General features: G+C 46.7%; 19 protein-coding genes. 12 read left to right on the top strand and 7 right to left on the bottom strand.

Features of this window, described 5'->3' with window-relative positions; genetic code table 11:
* Positions 1 to 145: 145 nt before the first annotated feature.
* Positions 146 to 316 (top strand): hypothetical protein, encoded by a 171-nt coding sequence (locus tag ACQ4M5_RS06485; RefSeq protein WP_430674798.1) that lies wholly within the window; start codon positions 146 to 148, stop codon positions 314 to 316.
* A gap of 252 nt (positions 317 to 568) precedes the next feature.
* On the opposite strand, the gene lysS is transcribed toward ACQ4M5_RS06485, so the two are convergent.
* The gene (gene lysS, locus ACQ4M5_RS06480) at positions 569 to 2,068 is read right to left on the bottom strand and encodes a lysine--tRNA ligase (protein ID WP_430674797.1); all 1,500 of its coding nucleotides are present in this window, start codon (positions 2,066 to 2,068) and stop codon (positions 569 to 571) included.
* 129 nt (positions 2,069 to 2,197) lie between these two features.
* On the opposite strand from lysS, the gene cysE reads away from it, so the two are divergent.
* Both cysE and ACQ4M5_RS06470 read left to right on the top strand, forming a co-directional pair.
* A complete protein-coding gene (gene cysE / locus ACQ4M5_RS06475; RefSeq protein ID WP_430674796.1) occupies positions 2,198 to 2,944 on the top strand; it encodes a serine O-acetyltransferase in 747 nt (248 codons plus the stop codon).
* 143 nt (positions 2,945 to 3,087) lie between these two features.
* Complete coding sequence (locus ACQ4M5_RS06470) at positions 3,088 to 3,714, top strand: DUF4142 domain-containing protein (protein WP_430674795.1); 627 nt, start codon at positions 3,088 to 3,090, stop codon at positions 3,712 to 3,714.
* 67 nt (positions 3,715 to 3,781) lie between these two features.
* Here the strand turns inward: ACQ4M5_RS06470 and ACQ4M5_RS06465 are convergent, their stop codons facing one another.
* On the bottom strand, positions 3,782 to 4,303 hold the full coding sequence (locus tag ACQ4M5_RS06465; protein WP_430674794.1) for an SRPBCC family protein: 522 nt from the start codon (positions 4,301 to 4,303) through the stop codon (positions 3,782 to 3,784).
* A 128-nt stretch (positions 4,304 to 4,431) separates the two neighbouring features.
* On the opposite strand from ACQ4M5_RS06465, the gene ACQ4M5_RS06460 reads away from it, so the two are divergent.
* Complete coding sequence (locus ACQ4M5_RS06460) at positions 4,432 to 4,611, top strand: hypothetical protein (RefSeq protein WP_068379294.1); 180 nt, start codon at positions 4,432 to 4,434, stop codon at positions 4,609 to 4,611.
* Positions 4,612 to 4,717: 106 nt separating this feature from the next.
* A complete protein-coding gene (locus tag ACQ4M5_RS06455; RefSeq protein ID WP_430674793.1) occupies positions 4,718 to 5,140 on the top strand; it encodes a DUF2294 domain-containing protein in 423 nt (140 codons plus the stop codon).
* Here the strand turns inward: ACQ4M5_RS06455 and ACQ4M5_RS06450 are convergent.
* On the bottom strand, positions 5,103 to 5,510 hold the full coding sequence (locus tag ACQ4M5_RS06450) for a response regulator (RefSeq protein ID WP_430674792.1): 408 nt from the start codon (positions 5,508 to 5,510) through the stop codon (positions 5,103 to 5,105). The two genes, ACQ4M5_RS06455 and ACQ4M5_RS06450, sit on opposite strands and share 38 nt — an antisense overlap.
* Positions 5,511 to 6,081: 571 nt before the next feature.
* On the opposite strand from ACQ4M5_RS06450, the gene ACQ4M5_RS06445 reads away from it, so the two are divergent.
* Both ACQ4M5_RS06445 and ACQ4M5_RS06440 read left to right on the top strand, forming a co-directional pair.
* Positions 6,082 to 7,449, top strand: coding sequence for an NAD-dependent succinate-semialdehyde dehydrogenase (locus ACQ4M5_RS06445; RefSeq protein WP_430674791.1), 1,368 nt, complete (start codon positions 6,082 to 6,084; stop codon positions 7,447 to 7,449).
* Between the two features lie 109 nt (positions 7,450 to 7,558).
* Positions 7,559 to 9,196 carry an acetolactate synthase large subunit gene (locus ACQ4M5_RS06440; RefSeq protein ID WP_430674790.1) on the top strand — a complete coding sequence of 546 codons (1,638 nt, stop codon included), beginning with the start codon at positions 7,559 to 7,561 and terminating at the stop codon, positions 9,194 to 9,196.
* Between the two features lie 327 nt (positions 9,197 to 9,523).
* Here ACQ4M5_RS06440 and ACQ4M5_RS06435 read toward each other — a convergent pair whose 3' ends face one another.
* Both ACQ4M5_RS06435 and ACQ4M5_RS06430 read right to left on the bottom strand, forming a co-directional pair.
* Positions 9,524 to 9,850, bottom strand: a complete 327-nt coding sequence (locus ACQ4M5_RS06435) for a helix-turn-helix domain-containing protein (protein ID WP_430674789.1) — start codon at positions 9,848 to 9,850, stop codon at positions 9,524 to 9,526.
* A gap of 4 nt (positions 9,851 to 9,854) precedes the next feature.
* The gene (locus ACQ4M5_RS06430; protein ID WP_430674788.1) at positions 9,855 to 10,223 is read right to left on the bottom strand and encodes a type II toxin-antitoxin system RelE/ParE family toxin; all 369 of its coding nucleotides are present in this window, start codon (positions 10,221 to 10,223) and stop codon (positions 9,855 to 9,857) included.
* A gap of 169 nt (positions 10,224 to 10,392) precedes the next feature.
* Here ACQ4M5_RS06430 and ACQ4M5_RS06425 point away from each other — a divergent pair, with 169 nt between their 5' ends.
* Positions 10,393 to 15,390: a translocation/assembly module TamB domain-containing protein gene (locus ACQ4M5_RS06425; RefSeq protein ID WP_430674787.1), complete on the top strand. Its 4,998-nt coding sequence runs from the start codon at positions 10,393 to 10,395 to the stop codon at positions 15,388 to 15,390.
* Here ACQ4M5_RS06425 and trxA read toward each other — a convergent pair.
* Positions 15,387 to 15,704 (bottom strand): thioredoxin, encoded by a 318-nt coding sequence (gene trxA, locus ACQ4M5_RS06420; protein ID WP_068379272.1) that lies wholly within the window; start codon positions 15,702 to 15,704, stop codon positions 15,387 to 15,389. The genes ACQ4M5_RS06425 and trxA overlap by 4 nt on opposite strands.
* Positions 15,705 to 15,874: 170 nt before the next feature.
* Between trxA and ACQ4M5_RS06415 the strand changes: the two genes are divergently transcribed.
* Positions 15,875 to 16,942 carry a LuxR C-terminal-related transcriptional regulator gene (locus tag ACQ4M5_RS06415; protein ID WP_430674786.1) on the top strand — a complete coding sequence of 356 codons (1,068 nt, stop codon included), beginning with the start codon at positions 15,875 to 15,877 and terminating at the stop codon, positions 16,940 to 16,942.
* A gap of 209 nt (positions 16,943 to 17,151) precedes the next feature.
* Here the strand turns inward: ACQ4M5_RS06415 and ACQ4M5_RS06410 are convergent, their stop codons facing one another.
* A complete protein-coding gene (locus ACQ4M5_RS06410; RefSeq protein ID WP_430674785.1) occupies positions 17,152 to 18,081 on the bottom strand; it encodes an NAD-dependent epimerase/dehydratase family protein in 930 nt (309 codons plus the stop codon).
* A gap of 258 nt (positions 18,082 to 18,339) precedes the next feature.
* Here ACQ4M5_RS06410 and ACQ4M5_RS06405 point away from each other — a divergent pair, with 258 nt between their 5' ends.
* The 3 genes from ACQ4M5_RS06405 to ACQ4M5_RS06395 all read left to right on the top strand — a co-directional run bounded on the left by ACQ4M5_RS06405 (position 18,340) and on the right by ACQ4M5_RS06395 (position 21,243).
* Positions 18,340 to 19,608 carry an MSMEG_0569 family flavin-dependent oxidoreductase gene (locus ACQ4M5_RS06405; protein WP_430674784.1) on the top strand — a complete coding sequence of 423 codons (1,269 nt, stop codon included), beginning with the start codon at positions 18,340 to 18,342 and terminating at the stop codon, positions 19,606 to 19,608.
* A gap of 165 nt (positions 19,609 to 19,773) precedes the next feature.
* A complete protein-coding gene (locus tag ACQ4M5_RS06400; RefSeq protein WP_430674783.1) occupies positions 19,774 to 20,256 on the top strand; it encodes an MSMEG_0572/Sll0783 family nitrogen starvation response protein in 483 nt (160 codons plus the stop codon).
* Between the two features lie 6 nt (positions 20,257 to 20,262).
* Entirely contained in the window at positions 20,263 to 21,243 is a 981-nt protein-coding gene (locus tag ACQ4M5_RS06395) for a Nit6803 family nitrilase (RefSeq protein ID WP_430674782.1), read from the top strand.

Raw genomic sequence — 21,243 nt, 5'->3', positions numbered from 1 at the left:
GTAGATGGGTGAGATTAATCGTAAGATGCGTTTCGACTCCGCTCAACGCGCAACACCCGATTCTTCGAGGGTTGAGCGCAGTCGAAACCCAAACCCAACGAGCGGTTTAATTTGGCTCTCCTACTTACCTCGGTAGCGTCAGTCGGTGAAGCGTCAAGAATCACCGTGGCTTCAGCCCGGTGAGTATGTCAATCGGAAACTCGGCAGCGGCAATAGATGCGCTTGTGAGCGATGGACTCATCATCCAGGCTGCGGTAATCTAAACCGCATTCGAGTGAACGCATTGCCTAGCGATGTCGGAGTCACGTGGGATTGAATGGCACTTTGACATCTTGAAGATGCGCCTAGTGTGAATTTTCAACGAAGGCAGCAACGTTCAATCTGCGACGGCTCTCGGTTTGTAGTCCGCAAATGTCAGATTACATTAGGCAAATTCGCACCCGCAGTAGCGCAATCAGAAATTATGCCAAGAGTATCAGACGTGCGCTATAGCAACCAAGATGAGTGTGGAACACTTGTCGCGATTGAGTCAGCCACAAATTCTATTTTGCAAAGCTCCAATTTGAATCTATTCCTCTTCTGGCTTTTCTGGTTTGAGAAGCGGGAATGCAATCACATCGCGAATACTGGCGGAATCGGTTAAGAGCATGACTAGTCGATCGATACCGATTCCCAATCCTCCAGTCGGCGGCATTCCATACTCTAGAGCGGTCAGAAAATCTTCATCGACTCCATGCGCTTCGAGGTCTCCAGCGGCTTTTCTGGCGGCTTGGGCTTCTAGGCGATCGCGTTGATCTAAAGGATCAGTTAACTCTGAGAAACTATTCGCAGTCTCTCGTCCAACCATGAAGAGTTCAAAGCGTTCGACGAGTCCAGGCTTCGATCGATGTGGTTTTGCCAGCGGAGAAATCTCAACTGGGTAATCCAGAATAAACGTCGGTTGAATCAATGTCGTTTCAACGGTTTGCTCAAAAGCTTCGTTCAAAAGTTTACCGATCGACGAACAATCCTCAATGTTTTGAAGTCCAGCTTTCTTCGCGGCTTCTTTTGCTTGCTCTAAATCGGTAAATTGAGCAAAATCGATTCCTGTTTTTTCCTGGACAACTTCGTGCATTGTGACTCGTCGCCAAGGTGGAGTGAGATCAACCTCTTCGCCTTGATAGTTTATTTTGAGTGTTCCGAGAACTTTCTGTGCCACGTTCGTGATGATTGCCTCGGTGAGATTCATCATGTCGTGATAGTCGGCGTAAGCTTGATAAAGCTCGATCGTTGTAAATTCTGGATTGTGCCGCGTCGAGATTCCTTCGTTTCTGAAGATGCGACCAAGTTCAAAGACTTTCTCAAATCCCCCCACAATCAGCCGCTTTAGGTGCAGTTCTGTTGCAATCCGTAGATAAAGCTGCATATCTAACGTGTTGTGATACGTGATAAACGGACGCGCATCGGCTCCACCCGCTTCACTCATCAACACAGGTGTTTCAATCTCGATAAAGCCCTGCTCATCCAAATAGCGGCGAATTCCAGCCGTAATCAATGCCCGTTTGCGGAAAGTATCGCGCACTTCAGGATTCACAATCAAATCGACATAGCGTTGACGATACCGTTTTGCAACATCGGTTAGACCATGCCACTTATCCGGTAACGGCAACAGTGATTTTGTGAGCATTGTGTACTCTTTCACGTACACCGACAATTCGCCTTTATCGGTGCGTTTGATCGTGCCCTTTACCCCTAGAAAATCGCCTGCATCACAAAGTTTATCAAGCTGCTTAAAGGCAGTTTCGCCCATGTGTTCTTGAATGCGCTTCTTTTCGAGGTAAAGCTGAATCGTTCCGGTTTCGTCTTGAATTGTGAAAAAGGCTAACTTTCCGAGGAAGCGGCGAAGCATGACGCGACCTGCGATCGCGACTTCGGTCGGATCTTCCTCACCGTTCGGCAACTCCGCAAATTTATTCTGCAATTCCGCCGCTGAATGAGTCGATTCCCAGCGGTAGGCATAAGGATTGATCCCCAACTGTTTGAGTTGGTCAACTTTCTCGATTCGAGTTTGGCGGAGTTCGTCTGACATGAGTAGCAAGAGAGAGAATTGCAGTCTTTAATTATAGGGGGTTTGTTGAAATTCCAATGCGGATGACCTCGATTCACTTGACACGCTAAGATAAGTTTTGGTCTTATCACGCCACATAGGGATGCCACTGTGCTGAAAAGCCTGATTGCTGACTTCAAAATTATTTTCGATCGTGACCCTGCCGCCCGCAACTGGATGGAAGTCTTGTTCTGCTATCCGGGGTTGCAGGCTTTGATGTTTCATCGGATTGCTCACTGGCTGTTCAAAGTGGGGATGCCATTTGTGCCAAGACTGATTTCACAGATTGCTCGATTTCTGACCGGAATTGAGATTCACCCTGGAGCTACGATCGGTCAAGGAGTTTTTATCGATCACGGCATGGGCGTGGTGATTGGAGAAACCGCGATTATTGGAGATTACGCTTTGATTTACCAAGGTGTGACGCTTGGTGGAACTGGGAAAGAATGTGGAAAACGCCATCCCACGCTGGGCGAAAATGTCATCGTGGGCGCGGGCGCGAAGGTTTTAGGAAACATTCAACTCGGAAACAATGTTCGCATTGGGGCGGGATCGGTTGTCTTGCGGGATGTTCCGTCGGATTGCACGGTTGTGGGCGTTCCAGGACGAATTGTGTATCGAGCGGGTGAGCGCGTTGAACCGTTAGAACATGGACGATTACCGGACTCTGAAGCACAAGTGATTCGGGCATTAGTCGATCGAATCGAGTCGTTAGAACAGCAGCTTCAAATCTTGCAAACTCGTGATTCGTTAGCGGCTTGTTATGCGATGCCAGCAGCGGAGGCGAAACCCGAAGGAGAAGCGTGTCGAATCCGCGATCGTGTGATCGACGAATTCTTAGACGGATCTGGAATCTAAGCCTTCTGAACACTTCTTGAGAGAGAGGAAACTGTCATCCCAGAGACGAACATTGAGAACAGAGCAACTGTGGAATTTTGTGGGATTTTGTGGAATTTCCCCCAATTCACGCTCATTCTCTTCGTAAAAATAGGACAGTTTTCATGTTCAAAAAGTATTTTATTGTGGCAATTTCTGCGATCGTGGGGTTGTGTTTCGCGATCGGGGGTTCGTTTTTTTCGCAGGTGAATGCTCAACAGTCACCCCGTCTTCTTCCGATTGTTCCAGCAAATCAGGCGAATGCGGTTGATATTGCGTTTGTGAATGAAGCGGCACAGTTTGGACTAGCAAACATCATGCTGGGTCAGGAAGCACTGAAAAAATCGAACAATCAATCAGTACGCCAGTTTGCTCAAGCTGAGATTGCAGAACAACAAAACAATGCACAACAGTTGCAGCGGATTGCTCCTCGTCTTCGAGTAACATTGCCGACGGCTCCAGGTCCGAAGTATCAAGCAATTATGCAACGGTTCTCGCAACTGTCAGGAGCACAGTTTGATTCGGCGTATTTGGATGAAGGGGTGAATGCTCACTTAGAGGCGGCATCTCTATTCCAACGTGAAGCGGCATTTGGTCGGAATCCCAGCTTGATTGCGCTTGCGAATCAAGGATTACCGCTTATTAATCAGCACTTTACGATCGCAAGTCAGTTAACGAACTATCGTTTTGCTCAAGTGCCACGGCGGTATAACGAAGCAGCAGTGCCTTCGACCGCTCCCCGCGCACAATAAGCACTTTTAAATTGAACCAACCCCGATCGTGGCGATTGTCAAGGTCGGGTTTTTACAACGATCGCGATTATCGTCCCGTACAGATGACCGATCGCATTTGTCGTAAATTTGTAGGCAGATCGAGTCGGATCGCTTGCTCGATCAAGAAACTTGGAACTGGAATCGTGGGAGTCGCTTGTACGGAATAAGTCAGAATCGTTCCATCGCCATGCGGTTGTAGTTGTAAATCGGCTTGAAAATCGCTGAAACTACCGGATTCTAGGAAAAATTGAACTCGCTGATTTTGAGTCTCTAACACTCTCAGTGTGATATCGACCTGAGCCGTGAAAATCAGAAACGCCTTACTTGCTGCTTGATAAATTCGTTTGATACCAGATTGTTCCAAGACCTGCCGAATCTCGCTTTTTGTCACATCCGGGAAATATTGCACCCAGCGCGGATAATCGGTCACTTGTTGCCACACCGACGGAAGCGCGATCGGTAAATACATTTTTGCCGTCACCGCTCCACCCCAAGCGGAATGCGATCGCGTACTCAGAACAATTTCGCCTTGCATCAAAGCAGCCGTTTCAGAAATTAATGTCAGCATTTTCAGTCACTCCTCACACCAATCACCCGTAAAGATAGCAGGCATTCGGTCAAACAACTGTTTTTAACTGATGAAGATTCTAAAAAGTCTGTCTATAGTGGGATCGACCCGATTGGATAAAGATGGTTATGAATCAGCCGAATAACTCTAGAGCCGTTGTGTATGTTGTCGTTCTTGCTTTAACCGCGATCGTATGGATTCTACGCGGAATTGGACTGTTTGCATTTGTACCGGGATTCGTGCTTTGGATACTGATTGGATTGTCGATCGTCCTCACCATTGTGAACGGATTGATCGAAGTTCGCTAACTCTAAAAGCTGAGAATCTTACAGCAGAAACATTTCTCTGGGGAGATTAGAACCTAAAGCGAGGTCGCAATAATAGCAACGTGGTAATCTATATGACTTAACTATTATGACCTCGACTGCTTTACCGACTCGCGGGCAATTGGAGCGCACCTTATCCCAGAGAGTACAAGCTTTTTATCGAACCCAACTCGGACACCAGCCCAGCCGCGTTCAATGCCATATTGCAGATGGCAAAGTGATCATTGTGCTGGAAGATTCAATCACCAAACCGGAACAGTTACTGCTTGAAACGGGACAAGAAGACTTGGCAGAGAAAGTTCACAACGATCTCGATAAAGCACTTCATCCTCAGCTACAAGCCATGATCGAAGAGATTGTTGGTGTGAAAGTGATTGATATTCTCAGTGATGCGACTTTTGATACAGGACGCACTGGAACGATCGTCGTTTTAGAAGAAGCACCGCAATTACGTGAGTCTCAATCCCGTCGCTCTAGAGAGGAGAACATGGCAGCGACAGATGATGAGTAACGACAGCTTGCAAATCATCTAGCTCGTAGGGCTTGGTCAGATAGTCGTTACAGCCAGAATTGAGGATACGATCGCGATCTTCATTTCTGGCAAGTGCGGTTAAAGCGACGATCGGAATACGATTCGTTGTCGGGGATTGTCTCAGGCGTTGAGCCACTTCAACTCCACTAATGTCGGGTAGTTGAATATCTAGCAAAATTAAATCAGGCTGACTGTATTCTGCGAGATGCAGTGCTGCTTCTCCGGTTGTTGCCGTCACGACCGCGCAATCCGTCACAGCGGCAAGCTGAAATTCGAGCAGTACTAGATTATCGAGATTATCGTCCACTGCGAGCACGATCGGTTTATTCAAGGAGCCTTCCCAATTCATTTCAAAACTAAGTCCAACTCAAGGCTTTCGTAACACTCAAGGCACTGTAAGACTGGACAAAGCATTGTCAAAGGCGGTACATCCGAGCGCCCTCAATCTGGTTTGTATTCACTACCCAGTCAGTATAGCCAAATTTAAGTTTATTTGTAGGGTTTTTCCACGCTGCCCACAATCTTCCATCGTCATGCTTAAGCAATAATTTGACTCGATCGCAGGTCTGGTATTAATTCTTATCGTATCGGATTCTGAATTTGTATCTACGCTTACCAAAGAACCTTAAGCTTTTTGCAAGATTTTGCTATTTTGTCACTAACATTTATCTTTGTGGCTTAGTTTGTCCAAGTAAATTAATCAAACTATGAGTAGCTACATTCACAATCTTAATCATAGTTTATTCGCCGTTCTGTACGATCGTTGTCAAAATTAGAAGTAGAAGCATTGAGTTGGAATAACGTCGCAAGCTGCGCGTTTTTATTTTAGTTGTGAAAAAATTACCACTTCAGCCAATTGTGATAGCGACCTCTCGATCGCTGCAATTGTGCTGTTTATTTTTTGAGAAAGAGGTAGAGGGATGGCGATCGCAACAATCAACCCTGTGACCGGAGAAACCGTCAAAACGTTTGATGCGCTCTCGGATGCTGAAATCGAGACTCGGATCGAAATAGCTCATTCGCAGTTTTTGAAGTATCGATCGATTTCAATGTCGCAACGTGCGGAATGGCTTTTGGCAGCCGCGAACATTCTAGAACAAGAGCGAGATCGCTTCGGAGCTTTGATCACGCTGGAAATGGGCAAACCGATCAAAGCTGCGATCGCGGAAGTGGAAAAGTCGGCTTCGGTGTGTCGCTTCTACGCAGAGCAGGCAGCAACCTTTCTCGTAGATGTGCCAATACAAACCGAAGCATCATCAAGCTTTGTACGCTATCAACCCTTGGGCGTAATTCTAGCCGTGATGCCCTGGAATTTCCCATTTTGGCAAGTGTTCCGGTTCGCTGCTCCCGCACTGATGGCAGGGAATGTTGGCTTACTCAAACACGCCTCAAATGTGCCACAGTCCGCCCTCGCGATCGAAGAAGTTTTTACTCGTGCTGGCTTTCCGACTGGAGCATTTCAAACTTTGTTAGTGGGAGCCGATAAAGTCGCAGCGATTGTAGAAGACGATCGAGTAAAAGCTGCGACTTTAACCGGAAGTGAACCCGCTGGAGCAAGTTTAGCCTCGATCGCAGGAAAGCACATTAAGAAAGTCGTGCTCGAACTCGGTGGTAGTGATCCTTTTATTGTGATGCCAAGTGCCGATCTCGAACAGGCAGTAAAAACAGCCGTCACCGCCCGAATGATTAACAATGGACAGTCTTGTATTGCTGCGAAACGATTTATTGTTGCTGATGAAATTGCTGATCAGTTTGTCGATCGCTTGGTCGAACAATACAAAGCCCTGAAAATCGGCGATCCAATGTTACCGGAAACTGACATTGGACCACTTGCCACTGCGGGAATTCTGAAAGACTTAGATCAGCAAGTTCAGACTTCGATTCAACAAGGTGCGAAAGTTCTGATCGGAGGTGAACCGATTCGCGATCGACCGGGTAATTTCTATCCACCCACAATTTTGTCTGAGATTCCCAAGGGCTGTTTAGCAGAGTATGACGAGTTTTTTGGTCCCGTTGCTTTAGTGTTCCGAGTGCCTGATTTGGAAAGTGCGATCGCTCGTGCGAATGATTCTCCGTTTGGACTGGGTGCGAGTGCTTGGACACAGGACGAAACAGAACGCGATCGATTGATTCAGGAAATTGAATCTGGATCAGTGTTTATTAATGGCATGGTGAAGTCTGATCTGAAATTGCCGTTTGGCGGAATTAAGCGATCGGGCTTCGGGCGAGAACTCGGACGCGAAGGCATTCTAGAGTTCGTCAATGTTAAAACCGTTTGGGTGAAATAGCAGCGATCCATGCCCAAATTCAACATTCAATTCATCAATAAAAACGTTTTCTAATTCGCAAATTCTGAGCTATTACTATACGGACAATTCCCTATCCCAGGAGACAAGCATGAATACCGCAGAACTATTAGTCCGATGTTTGGAAGCAGAAGGTGTGGAATATATCTTTGGTCTACCGGGAGAAGAAAACCTGCACGTTTTGGAAGCTCTACAAAGTTCATCGATCCGATTCATTACCACCCGACACGAACAAGGTGCAGCATTCATGGCAGATGTCTATGGACGACTCACTGGAAGAGCTGGAGTGTGTTTATCTACACTAGGTCCGGGTGCAACGAATCTGATGACCGGGGTAGCAGATGCAAACCTCGATCGTGCTCCATTAGTTGCCATTACGGGACAAGTCGGAACCGATCGGATGCACATCGAATCGCATCAATATCTTGATCTCGTCGCCATGTTTGCGCCTGTGACCAAGTGGAATGCTCAGATCGTGAGACCCAGTAACACCGCAGAAATTGTTCGCAAAGCCTTCAAGATTGCCCAAACTGAAAAGCCTGGAGCCGTTCATATTGATCTTCCTGAGAACATCGCAGCAATGCCTGTCGAAGGTAGACCTTTAAACTGTGACAACATTGAAAAATCCTTTGCTTCTTTCCGCAGTATCGAGAAAGCTGCTGCTGCGATCAATGATGCAGAGAATCCTTTGATCTTGGTTGGAAATGGTGCAATTCGCGGTGATGCGAGTGAGATGTTGACTAAGTTCGCGACTCGATTAAACATTCCAGTCGCCAATACGTTTATGGGTAAAGGTGTGATTCCTTACCCGCATCCCTTAGCACTGTGGGCAGTTGGACTACAGCAACGAGACTACATTAGCTGTGGATTTGATCAAGCTGATTTAGTCATCGCGATCGGGTATGACTTGATCGAATACTCACCGAAGAAATGGAATCCAGAAGGCAAAATTCCAGTGATTCATATCGGCAGTACACCCGCTGAAGTGGATAGTAGCTATATGCCGATCGCAGAAGTTGTGGGTGAAATTTCTGACTCACTTCAAGAGATTTTGTATCGCTGCGATCGAGATGGCAAACCTGATCCTCACGCGCTCACTTTGCGTCCTGAGATTCGCAGTGACTATTCTCAATATGCGAACGATGAAGGATTCCCGATCAAGCCTCAGAAGCTAATTTACGACTTACGGCAAGTGATGGGAGCCGATGACATTGTAATTTCTGATGTCGGTGCTCATAAGATGTGGATGGCTCGACATTATCACTGTCATCGTCCGAATACTTGCATCATCTCGAATGGATTTGCAGCGATGGGAATTGCGATTCCAGGTGCGATCGCAGCGAAATTGGTACATCCCGATCGTAAGATTGTGGCTGTTACAGGGGATGGTGGCTTCATGATGAACTGTCAAGAGCTAGAAACCGCGCTGAGAGTTGGAACTGCTTTTGTGACGATCATCTTTAATGACGGAGGCTACGGCTTGATCGAGTGGAAGCAAGAAAACCATTTCGGACACTCTTCGTTTATCAAGTTTGGCAATCCTGATTTCGTCAAATTTGCGGAAAGCATGGGCTTAAAAGGCTATCGAGTGCAATCGGTTGCTGAACTCATTCCAACCTTGAAAGAAGCACTCGATCAAGATGTTCCAGCCGTGATTGATTGCCCAGTGGACTACCGAGAGAATTTGCGCTTCACCCAAAGAGCAGGCGACTTGAGTTGTTCGATTTAAAGTTTGAGTTGAACAGCGATCAAGAATTTACGATCGCTGTTCAGCCTAAGAGGGTGTTTGAGAAGGATAAAAAGCGGCTTTGCTGCGTCGCGAGTCCGCCCGGAAATGAATCTCCGGGCTAATGGAGAAAACCCCGCTGAAGCGGACTGGAGCGCAATTTAGAGTTCTTAGCCCAGTTTAGTGGGCTTCCCCTGATTAGCCCGGAGATTCATTTCCGGGCGGGTGAATGCGATAGACAATTACTTCTCAAACACTAGACTTCCTGCATGAATGCCCTGGCGAATGGAATTCAGGGGGCATTTTCGATTCATGCAGGAAGTCTACTCTCTAAGCACTTACAACTTTTGTGTGTGCCTCACTGTTCGATGTTGTGTGTATTACACGAATTTCTACATCGCTTCCTAGCAAATTGAGAAATCGAAAAAGCCGTTCTGTTGAGAAACCGGACAGCTTACCCCGCAAGAGCGCAGAGACTTTTGGCTGATCAATTCCAAGCAGTTTCGCTGTTTCAGTTTGAGTGAGATTTTTTGCTGAAATGACTTGGCTGATCTGACGGACTAACTCTGCTTTCACCAATAGCTCGTCAGAGTTTGCTAATTCCAAATCCGCAAAAACATTACCAGAGCTTGAGTGAACTTGCATTTCTTCATTCATCCTGCTACTCCTGAACTTGTTTGTAGGTTTGCTCGTAATGTTCTTTTGCACGCTTTAATCGACGCTCGATCAATTCAATGTCTTGTTTGGGGGTTACAATTCTGTGCTTAGATTTCTTCTGAAAAGCGTGTAGCACATACACAACTCCTTCAAATTTGACGGTGTAGACGGCACGATAGGTATCTCCGTCAAAGTCTTCAACAATTTCGAGCGTTGTTGCTCCTTTGAATCCCTTTAGCGGTTTAGCATCAGGATGTTTTTCACCACACTGAGCTTGATATAGAGCAAAGCCCATCATTTGCTGTACATCTTCAGGAAAACTTTTCAGGTCGTCTAAAGAACTGGCAATCCATTCGATCGATTTCACATTCATCCGTCTAATATGCCAGTTTTAGCATAATTGTTCAACATGAAATGTACAAAGTGCGCCTTTTGAAGTTGAGCGCGAAATCATCCTTATCGCTAGTTTTTGTCAAATTCTTTGCACTAGAGTTTCGCGGGTGTGGTAATGGTAGATTGGCTTTCTCTCGGAATTCAAGCCGATGACTCAATCCCCCGACCCGAACAATCGTCCCGAAACTCCCACCCGTCGTCGTTTGTGGCTTGTCCTGCTCGGTCGCGTCGGAGTCCCGATCGCAATTCTCAGCGCGTTAGGACTCGGTGCAGGAGTCTGGTACGGGTCAAAATTCGTACAGAACGATCTCGCGCCGCTGATCGAACGAAATTTGAGCGAATTGCTCGATCGACCTGTGGATCTCGGACAGGTCGAAGGCTTTTCATTAACGAGTTTGCGGTTTGGGAAAAGTTCGGTTCCAGCAACTCCAAACGATCGCGATCGCGCTTCGGTTGAAGGCGTGGAAGTGAACTTTAACTTGTTACAATTATTGCTCACCCGCACGTTGAATCTAGACATCACATTGCTCCAGCCAGATGTGTATTTAGATCAGGAAAAAGATGGGGTTTGGGTTAAAACACAGATTAAAGCTCAAGAACAAGAGGGATTGATTAGAACTGAGCTAGATCGGATTCGATTTAGAGACGGTAATTTAGAATTAGATGCGTTTCCAAAGCCAGGACAGCAGAGAATTCCAGTTACATTCCGGCAGGTTGCAGGGGCAGCAAATTTCTTTGATAACAATCGACGGATTGCCTATGATGTCAATGGTGAATCGACCAAGCAAGGTGCGATCGACCTTAAAGGAGAGACGCTTGTTAAAGACGGTCTGAACTCTAATCTGAACATTCGAGGACGCGATCTTTTAGCTGTAGAAATCGATCGATTGGTGAAGCTACCGATCAATCTAAAGCAAGGTCGAACTAATGGGAATGTGAATGTTCAACTTAGACCGGATCAACGTCCAGTCGTCAAAGGAACAGCCGATTTCAAAGATGTGACAGTTCAGATTCCGCAGCTACAGCCAGAATTCTCTAGGTCATCGGGTAACTTGCAAATCGATGATACGTTGATTACTTTGGATAACGTGCGATCGCAGCTTGGAAAGATTCCGCTGACTGCAAACGGAAAGATTGATACTGAGAAAGGCTACAATCTGGCGATCAATGCAAAAACGTTTCAGGTTGGGGATTTTTTTGATACGTTCAATGTTGATCTTCCGTTTGATGCAACTGGAGAAGCCACCGCAGATGTCCGAGTGACAGGCGAAGCAGAAAGCCCGATTATTACAGGTCGGGTTCGCAATACCAGAACAGCAAGAGTCGATCGAGTGAATTTGACTCAAGCGAGTACTGATTTTCGACTCGATACAGAGACATCAAACTTAGCACTCACGAACATTCGCGCTACACCTCAAGTCGGTGGAACCATTGTTGCAAATGGCAACATAGATTTGGATGTGCCACAGTCGATCGCGATTAATTATCAAGCTCAGAATGTTCCGGGAGATGCGATCGCACAACTGTATAATGCTGGAGATTTACCCGTTACGATCGGGCGCGTGAATGCACGAGGACAAATCATTGGACGATTGGATCAAGTGCAAACGATCGCGCAGTTCCAAGCTCCAGAAGCAACTTATCCGGGGACAGGTGAAGTTGTGGTCACGGGTGGCAATGCGATTTTACGAAATGCAGTGTTTCAAGTGGCAGGTGGAACGCTCACGGCTCAAGGAAGAACGATCGGGCAACGTTGGCAAGGAACCGTTCAAGCTTCTAATGTTCGGGCAAGTCAATTTGCGCCACAAGTTCAAGGCTTGATCAATGGAAACGCAGAAGTAGCAGGATCATTGACTGCGCCAGGACTAGAGAATGTTCAAGCGCGAGGACAAGCGCGACTCACGAATGGAAATAGTTTTATCAATGCGAACTTTAATGCGATCGCAGGACGTTTTCAAGCAGATACCGAAATTGCTGGCATTGCACTCAATCAATTCTCGCCTGAATTGCGCGGTGATTTGAGCGGGAATGTTCGACTGGCGGGCGCGTTGAATGCACTCCGACCAGAAGCAATTCGAGCCGATGGACAGGTGAGATTGTCTCAAGGGATTGCTCTGATTGATCAACCTTTAACCGCACAGATCAATTGGGATGGTCAGCGGTTGAACATTCCACAAGCTACCGCACAAGGATTTCGAGCAAGTGGCGCAATCTTAGCAGATGTCAGCGGAACACCACAAATTACAGGTCTTGATTTGGCAATTCAAGCCAACGGATACGCGCTGGCAAACTTACCAATTCCTAGTCCTCCGGTGACTCAGCTTTCCGGCACAGTCGATTTAACGGGGCGTGTCACCGGAACACCGAATCAGCCAAGAGTCGTTAGCAATGTTATTGTTCGCGGACTATCGCTCAATGGAATTGTCTTTGATCCGGTACTGAGTGGGAACTTAAGCTTACTGCCTCAAGGCTTCGATCTGAATGTTCGGGGTGCTCAAGATCGGATCGCATTGAACTTAGAACCAAACTTTAGACCTCGATCGCTACTCGTTCAACGCGACGAAGCCACCTTAGTTGGACAGACCAGAGGCAACGTATTCCAAGTTGCAATTCAGCAATTCCCGATCGATGGTTTTGTTCTTCCAGGTGTGAATCTCTCCCAATTTAGTAGAGTCGGTGGAACATTAGCAGGCAATCTGAGTATTGATCTCGATCAGTTGCGTGTGATTGATGGCAATGCAACGGTACAAAATCTGCGAATTGGAACATTCCAAGCTGATACTGCCACGACCGCTTTTGTGAATCGGAACAATGTCTTTGAATTTAGGGATACAACACTGACAAGCGGACAGAGCAAGTACACGCTTTCAGGCAATGTTGATCTGAGATCTGATCCGAGATTCAATGGCAAAATCACGATCGCACAAGGCAGAATCGAGGATGTACTGGGTGGTTTACAGTTCTTTGATCTGCAAGATTTTACTCGTGGCGCACAAGCTCCCACATACGATCGCGCTAATGCACTCAATCCAGTTCCAGTCGGTGATCCACAAGCTTCTTTACTCGATCAACTGCGGCGATTTGCAGAGATTAATACGTTACTGCGACTGAACAATCAAGCGATCGCAGAAAATCGAATTCCTCAAACCGCAGATGTGCGCGGTAACTTTGGGGGTGAAATTACAGTCAGCGCTTCACTTTCAGAAGGGGTTCAAGCTGATTTTGACTTGAGAGCGCAGAATGTTGAATATCGTCCATATCAAGCTCAGATTCGATTGGTGAATGGACAATTGCAGCCTGTGAACGATCGCATTCTTACGGCTGAATCTGTGATTGCTTTGGGTAGTGTAAACAATGGAGTCGTCAGCTTAGAACCATTGAGAATTCAATCTGGTAGCTCTCAGATTAACTTAACTGGACAGTTCGGTGGTGAGACGCAATTCGGACAGTTAACCGCACAGAACTTACCGATCGAACAAATCGATCGCTTTTATCCATTGCCTCTCGGTATTGATGGCAAACTCAATTCCACCGTCACCATTAGCGGGACTCGCACGAATCCTTCTGTCGTCGGACAGATTCAAGTGATTGATGGTTTCCTTGATGCTACACCTGTTGAAACTGCTACAGGCAACTTTACTTATAACAATGCTCGACTGAATTTTGGTAGCAATATTGCACTTGCTACTGCACCGAATGAACCTGTCCGAATTGATGGCAGTTTTCCGTATCAACTCTTACCAGAGAGTGTTCGACCCACAAGCAATGAGATCAGTCTGAATGTGGATGTGAGAAACGAAGGACTCTCTATTCTGAATTTGTTTGTGCCGCAACTTGCTTGGCGGGGCGGTCAAGGGGATGTGAAGCTCAATGTTTCAGGAACTTTACTACGCCCAGAAGTAGTCGGTGCAATCAACCTGAATGGTGCGACGATCGAAGCGACTGCACTCCAAGCCCCGTTAAGAAACATCAATGGATCGATCGTGTTCAACCGCGATCGCATTGATGTTCAGGGTGTACAAGGACAGTTCGAGAACGGACAAGTTACTGCCAAAGGAGTGTTACCGATTCTTGTGGCGGCGGATGCTGACCCGAACAATCCCTTAGTGATTAATCTCGATCGCATTCGTATCGATCGTAGAGGACTGTATCAAGGTGGAGTCACGGGAAATGTAACTGTCACCGGAACCGCACTGGTTCCCGAAATCGGCGGACAAGTTCAACTTGCAGACGGACAGATTCAACTTCCAGATACCGAAGCCGCAGGTGGAACACCAACAACCCCAAGTACTGCACCAACCGGAATTCAGCCTGTCGTGAGACTTAACAATTTAAGGCTGGTTTTGGGCGATCGAGTTCAGATTGTTCGTGCGCCGCTGATTAACTTCGTCGCTTTCGGTGATTTGAATGTGAACGGAACGATCGACGCGCCGCAACCTGAAGGAACGATTCGTCTTAGAAGTGGACAAGTTAACTTATTTACGACCCAGTTTGTACTAGAGCGAGGCTATCCACAGACTGCGATTTTCCAGCGCGATCGAGGGCTTGATCCAGTGCTGGATGTGCGCTTAATTGCTTCGGTTCCTGAAGTGACTCGCAGCCGAATTGCTGCTCCTGGAAGTGCAGAGTTTATTGATGATTCGGTTGCGGTTGCAAATCTCGGCTCACTCCGAACGGTGCGAGTTCAGGCAAGAGTAGCCGGACCTGCTAGTCAACTGTTCGAGAACTTAGAACTCACGAGCAGTCCGAGTCGGAGCCGCAATGAGATTGTTTCTCTGATTGGTGGCGGATTTGTGAATACTCTAGGACGCGGTGATAGTGCTTTAGGCATTGCAAACTTGGCGGGATCAGCGCTGTTGACCAACATTCAGGGCTTTATTGGAAATGCACTCGGTCTGAGTGATTTTCGATTATTTCCAACCTTGCTCGATCGAGGTCAACAGCGCAGTTCGACCCTCGGACTCGCTGCTGAAGTTGGGTTCGATATCACTGGCAACTTATCGGCATCGGTGTTGCGAGTGTTAACGGCAGATCAGCCGACTCAGTTCGGGATTCGCTATCGATTTAACGAAAACTTCCTGTTCCGTGGCTCAACCAACTTCTCTGGCGATAGTCAAGGGGTATTCGAGTACGAGTTCAGATTTTAGAGAAACGGCTGAACCCGATCGATGAGTTGTTGCGGTCTCAGGACACCTTCAATACGATCGACAGGTTTTGCTTCTTTGAACAGTACCAAAGTCGGAAGTGCCGAAATATCGTATTGGCTGGCAATTTCCGGATACTTGTCTACATCGATCTTGACAATTTTCATTTGATCTTGGAGGCTATCCTTCACTAGATCGAGAAAGCCAGACATCATTTGGCAAGGACCACACCAAGTCGCGTAGAAGTCTACGAGGATGGGCGTTTGAGAGCCGGAAATCAGTTCCTCAAAACTGTTAAACTGCTGTTTCGTTGCCATTTTAGCGGAGTCTCCGATATCGTATTCTTCAACACTAGCGCGTGAAATGAAAATCGTCTCAATCGATCAAATAGAGAATTGTTAATCCTGTTTAAAATCGTTCGCAAAGGATCAGTTTTGGTTCGGAAATCACGCTACGGTGAGTCACGCTACTGAAATCGAGAGGGTCTATGGCTGAGTTTACTGCCGATCCGAATCGAATTTTATTTGATCTCCAGCAGGTCAATGAGATTGCTCAAGGCTTTTCGGGCTGTCTTGTGCCAGAAGAGATTGCGCGATCGGTGACTTCTGGTTTAGTGGAGAAATTTTCGGGTGCAATGTCACGATTGTGGCTGTTAGAACCGGATCAGTCTGTACTGAAATTGGTGGCATCTTCGGGCTTATCCACTCGAACCGATGGTAAGTTTGGACGAGTGCCGCTGGGTGCTTACAAAGTGGGGAAAATTGCGCTGAATCGGGTGTCGTTTTTGAGCAATAATCTGCCTGCGGAATCGTGGGTGGGCGATCGAGACTGGGCGATCGAGAATAACATCTGCGGATTTGCGGGCTATCCATTGATCGCGAACGATCGCGTTTTGGGTGTGTTGGTGATGTTTAGCTGTCGCCCTTTAGAGCCTGCTTTCCTTGAAGTGCTGCAAACGTTATGCACGATTGTTACGATCGCATTAGATACAGCTATCAAACATCAGCAACAACAGTCCTCAACTCCACAACCGCGATTTAGCGAATGGATGTTATCTGATCAATTAGTCGCAGTGTTAAAACAGGCGCGATTTACGCTAGTCGGAACAGAGAAACCGCTTTCCCCTTCGATCGTGTATGGCTTTCTGAAAGTGGCTGAGATGTTAGAAACGATCAACTGTACTTACGGGAAGTTGATGTATGGAGATGATTTTGTCTCTTTAGATGCGATCGCACCCAGGATTGATTCTTTAGATGAACTCAAACAATTGTGCGATCGTATGTTTCCGAATGCGCTACAAATCCAACCGAGTCCCGATCGTAATGCAATTCAAATTTTGCTGAAAGTCTCGATGCACGAATCCTCAGTGTTATCTGAGCGAGAAACTGAAATTCTACGATTGTTAACGCAAGGATTTCGCGATCGAGACATTGCAGATCAATTAATCATTAGTGAAAGTACAGTTAAATTTCACTTGAACAATGTGATGAGCAAATTAAAGGCTCGAACGCGATATCAAGCGATTTATTCTGCGATCGTGCAAGGTTGGATTTAGAGGGTGTTTGAGAAGTGATCGTTTATCGCATTCACCCGCCCGGACATGAATCTCCGGGCTAATCAGGGGAAGCCCACTGAACTGGGCTAAGAACTCCGTATTACGCTCTTAGCCTGCTTCAGCGGGGTTTCCTCCATTAGCCCGGAGATTGATCTCCGGGCGGACTGGCAACGCAGCAAAGCCGCTTTTTATACTTTTCAAACACCCTCTTAGGCGCACGATCGCAGTGTGGCTTGATGGTAATGTCTATACCATTCGACAGTTCGCGCTAATCCTTCTTCTAGAGAAACCTTGGGTCTCCAATTGAGCTTTGACATTGAAGCCGCAAGATTCGCGACTCTGACTTGTTCCATTGGTCGATCGGACAATGCCCCAAACATCGGTTGAATGCTCGGATTAATCATTCGATTCAACTGGTGAACTACCTCAGTAATTGAAGTGAGTGTTCCAGAACCAAATTCAAACAATCCATCTTCTGAAGATTGTGCAGCCGCGATCAATCCATCCACCACATCATCTATGTAGATCCAATCAATTAACCGTTGCCCGCTAGATAACTGCGGCGCTTCCCCATTCAATAAAGCTGATGTCACATACGGAATCAGCTTCTTAAAGTTCATCTGTCCAGGACCATAGACCATAAACAATCGCGCTCTGACGATCGACAATTGATACAACTCTTGAAACATTTGGGCATAGACTGAACTTGCCCATTTTGCTGCCGCATACGGAGAAGATGCGATCGGGAATTCTCCTTGATCCGGTTCTTCAAGCGATCCTGCTAAGACCACTCGCCCACCCATTTCAGCCATCAGAGTCAGCAAATTAACAGTACTGACCAAATTGCCTTGTAACGTCGATCGAACCGCCTCTAAACTGCGAGAAGCAGACGAATCCGCCGCTAAATGAAACAGAATATCAGGCTTCACTTGAGCGATAATTCGCTGCATCTCTTCTAAGCTTGTGACATCTGCCTGCATCCATCGAACTGCGCCAGTCGATTCCTGTGGAAACCTTGACACGCCAAAGACTTGAGCTTGATGATGACAAAGTCGTTGACAAAGAGAACGACCAATAAAACCACTTGCTCCAGTCACTAAAACTTTCTTACTTGAGAGAGAACAGGGCAGAGCACACATAATAGATTCTCTAGGAATTTTTTGGCTGAGAAACGATCGTAAAAACTTCTATATTGCGTCTGAAAGATAGGGGCTAAATTTGACGCATACGTAGCCTATCCGCAACGCTTTCCCGATGCATCATCCGTTCGGTAGAAGCAAAATCAGGGGTCGTTTTTGCTGCTTGTGTACTTGCTAATTGAGAAGCTCGGTAGTAAGAATTACAACAGCACACATTCATTCCCGGTTACGCTGCAATCAGTGTTACGGATTTTTACAATGCAAACTCATTACCCGGTCATTATTGTTGGTGGTGGTCAATCTGGCTTATCAATGAGCTACTGTCTCAAAGAAAAAGGGATTGATCATCTGATCTTTGAAAAACATACGATCGCTTATTCCTGGAAAGAAAAACGCTGGGATACGTTTTGCCTGGTGACTCCAAATTGGCAGTGTCAGCTTCCGGGCTATCCGTACCCAGGACGTGAGCCGCATGGATTCATGGAAAAAGATGCGATCGTCGATTACATCAAAAGCTATGCAGCCTCTTTTGATCCTCCAATCCGTGAAGGTGTGGAAGTTCTCAAAGTTCGACAACACGACGATCGCTTTGAACTGACAACCACGATCGGATTGTTCACAGCAGATCAAGTCGTCATTGCTGCGGGAAGCTATCATCTACCAAGAATTCCTAGTCTTTTAGAGCGGTTTCCTGACAGGATTCAGCAAATTCATTCGTCTGAGTACAAGAATCCAGAGTCTTTGCCGAACAATGTTCTGGTAATCGGAACGGGACAATCCGGCTGTCAAATTGCAGAAGATTTGCATCTTGCTGGAAAGACTGTACATTTATCTGTTGGCAGTGCTCCACGAACACCGAGACGCTACCGGGGCAAAGATGTAGTCGATTGGTTGGATCAGATGGGCTACTATGATTTATCGATCGAGGATCATCCTCAGAAAGAAACGGTGAGGAGCAAAGCCAATCACTATGTCACCGGTCGCGATGGTGGACGAGAGATTGATTTGCGCCACTTTGCACTAGAAGGAATGCAGCTTTATGGCAGAGTAAAAAGTGTGAAAGGAACATCGATCGAGTTTGAGAACAATCTCAAACAGAACTTAGATCACGCCGATGCCGTTTCTGAAAGCATTAAGAAAACGATTGATACATTCATCGAACAGAATCAGATCGAAGCGCCAATAGAACCGCCGTATCATCCGGTTTGGGAGCCGATTGGAGAACCTCGATCGCTTGATTATCAGAACATTGAAGCAATTGTTTGGTGTACAGGCTATCAATCCGATTTCCGCTGGATCGAAGTTCCTGTCTTTGATGGGAAAGGCTATCCCGGACATGAACGCGGTGTAACTCCCGTTTGGGGATTGTATTTTCTAGGTTTACCTTGGCTCTACACCTGGGGATCGGGTCGCTTTTCTGGAATTGCTAGAGATGCTCAATATCTAGCAGACTATATCTCTGCTAGAAAGAAAGTTTCTCAAGATAGCGCTTGGAGCGTGGTCAATGAATTTCTATTGGGATCATAGCCTATCGATTTCAATAGGTAACTTTATGATTCTTAGATAGAATTACCAGAATCGATCGTGCTTCCTAACACTATTGTTAGACCTAAAAAAACTGTATCCGACACTACAAAAGCTTTGCTGCAATCCCAACTAATCTGAGCAGCAAACTCACCAGAGGAGAGCGTCATGCCTGAGATTACTGCTCCTGCCCATCAAGTTGGAGACTTTTTCGTTGATTACGAAGAGAAAGTGTTTCCAGATGTCAAAGCTGAGCCAGGTGAAAAAGCTTTAGTTACGTTTCATACGGTCGCGTTTGAAGGCTCGATCGGTTTTGTGAACTTACTCCAAGCCACTCGCCTGTTGCGGAAAGGCTTTGAGACTTCAATTTTGCTATATGGTCCTGGTGTCACACTCGGCGTACAGCGCGGATTTCCGAAGCTCGGTGATTCTGCTTTCCCTGGACATCAGAACTTTAATGATCAGCTTAGTAAGTTCATGGCGGAAGGTGGAAAAGTGTATGCCTGCCGATTCGCCCTGCAAGCTCTCTACGGACATGGTGAACCCTCACTGACTCCTGGAATTCGTCCAATCAATCCATTAGATGTTTTGGATTTGGTGTTGATGCACCGTAAAGATGGCGCATTTATCCTCGACACTTGGACACTTTAAACCACAATGACAGATGCCAATATTGTTCGAGCAGCGGCGGTACAACTTAGCCCCGTCCTGTTTAGTCGGGATGGAACTACGGAAAAAGTATTAGATGCGATCGCGTCTGCTGCCAAGGAAGGAGCGCAATTAGTCGTCTTTCCTGAAACGTTTATTCCGTACTATCCTTACTTCTCTTTTATTCAGCCTCCGGTGTTGATGGGTAAGGAGCACATGCGGCTGTACGAGGAAGCGGTAACGGTTCCCAGTCCAGTCACGGATGCGATTAGTCGTGCTGCTCGATCGTATGGCGTTGTTGTCGTAGTGGGTGTGAATGAGCGAGACAATGGATCGCTCTATAACACGCAGCTTGTGTACGACGCGGATGGCACATTGTTGCTGAAGCGTCGGAAAATTACGCCAACTTACCATGAGCGTATGGTTTGGGGGCAGGGAGACGGTTCGGGGTTGAGAGCGATCGATACTGCTGTCGGAAGAGTCGGCGCATTAGCTTGCTGGGAGCATTACAATCCACTCGCTCGGTTTGCATTGATGGCACAACATGAGCAGATTCACTGTTCTCAGTTTCCCGGTTCAATGGTCGGTCAGATTTTCACTGATCAAATCGAAGTTACCATTCGTCATCATGCTTTAGAAGCAGGGTGCTTTGTGGTGAATGCGACGGGTTGGCTATCTCCAGAGCAAGTTGCTCAGATTACGCCTGATGAGAAGCTTCAGAAAGTGCTAAGTGGAGGTTGTAATACCGCCATTATTAGTCCTGAAGGCAATCATCTTTGTTCTCCGATTACTGAAGGAGAGGGAATTGCGATCGCAGATCTCGATTTCTCTTTAATCACCAAACGCAAGCGGATGATGGATTCAGTCGGGCACTATTCCCGCCCTGAGCTACTTCAGCTAAAGGCAAATTTTGAGCCGCAAACGGTTTTGAAAGAAGAGATCGAGGTGCGATCGTCAGAACAAATGTCAATCCTTATTCCTGATCCTTAA

The organism is Leptolyngbya sp. AN10 (assembly GCF_050565645.1).
In the GTDB taxonomy this organism is placed as follows: domain Bacteria; phylum Cyanobacteriota; class Cyanobacteriia; order Leptolyngbyales; family Leptolyngbyaceae; genus Leptolyngbya.
Note: the sequence above shows the minus strand (reverse complement) of the source record. Positions and strands in the feature narration are given on the sequence as shown.

Excerpts from the sequence above, each read along its gene's own strand:
- lysS (WP_430674797.1), bottom strand. The coding sequence starts at position 2,068 with ATGTCAGACGAACTCCGCCAAACTCGAATCGAGAAAGTTGACCAACTC.
- ACQ4M5_RS06470 (WP_430674795.1), top strand. The coding sequence starts at position 3,088 with ATGTTCAAAAAGTATTTTATTGTGGCAATTTCTGCGATCGTGGGGTTG.
- ACQ4M5_RS06465 (WP_430674794.1), bottom strand. The coding sequence starts at position 4,303 with ATGCTGACATTAATTTCTGAAACGGCTGCTTTGATGCAAGGCGAAATT.
- ACQ4M5_RS06460 (WP_068379294.1), top strand. The coding sequence starts at position 4,432 with ATGAATCAGCCGAATAACTCTAGAGCCGTTGTGTATGTTGTCGTTCTT.
- ACQ4M5_RS06455 (WP_430674793.1), top strand. The coding sequence starts at position 4,718 with ATGACCTCGACTGCTTTACCGACTCGCGGGCAATTGGAGCGCACCTTA.
- ACQ4M5_RS06450 (WP_430674792.1), bottom strand. The coding sequence starts at position 5,510 with ATGAATTGGGAAGGCTCCTTGAATAAACCGATCGTGCTCGCAGTGGAC.
- ACQ4M5_RS06445 (WP_430674791.1), top strand. The coding sequence starts at position 6,082 with ATGGCGATCGCAACAATCAACCCTGTGACCGGAGAAACCGTCAAAACG.
- ACQ4M5_RS06440 (WP_430674790.1), top strand. The coding sequence starts at position 7,559 with ATGAATACCGCAGAACTATTAGTCCGATGTTTGGAAGCAGAAGGTGTG.
- ACQ4M5_RS06435 (WP_430674789.1), bottom strand. The coding sequence starts at position 9,850 with ATGAATGAAGAAATGCAAGTTCACTCAAGCTCTGGTAATGTTTTTGCG.
- ACQ4M5_RS06430 (WP_430674788.1), bottom strand. The coding sequence starts at position 10,223 with ATGAATGTGAAATCGATCGAATGGATTGCCAGTTCTTTAGACGACCTG.
- ACQ4M5_RS06425 (WP_430674787.1), top strand. The coding sequence starts at position 10,393 with ATGACTCAATCCCCCGACCCGAACAATCGTCCCGAAACTCCCACCCGT.
- trxA (WP_068379272.1), bottom strand. The coding sequence starts at position 15,704 with ATGGCAACGAAACAGCAGTTTAACAGTTTTGAGGAACTGATTTCCGGC.
- ACQ4M5_RS06415 (WP_430674786.1), top strand. The coding sequence starts at position 15,875 with ATGGCTGAGTTTACTGCCGATCCGAATCGAATTTTATTTGATCTCCAG.
- ACQ4M5_RS06410 (WP_430674785.1), bottom strand. The coding sequence starts at position 18,081 with ATGTGTGCTCTGCCCTGTTCTCTCTCAAGTAAGAAAGTTTTAGTGACT.
- ACQ4M5_RS06405 (WP_430674784.1), top strand. The coding sequence starts at position 18,340 with ATGCAAACTCATTACCCGGTCATTATTGTTGGTGGTGGTCAATCTGGC.
- ACQ4M5_RS06400 (WP_430674783.1), top strand. The coding sequence starts at position 19,774 with ATGCCTGAGATTACTGCTCCTGCCCATCAAGTTGGAGACTTTTTCGTT.
- ACQ4M5_RS06395 (WP_430674782.1), top strand. The coding sequence starts at position 20,263 with ATGACAGATGCCAATATTGTTCGAGCAGCGGCGGTACAACTTAGCCCC.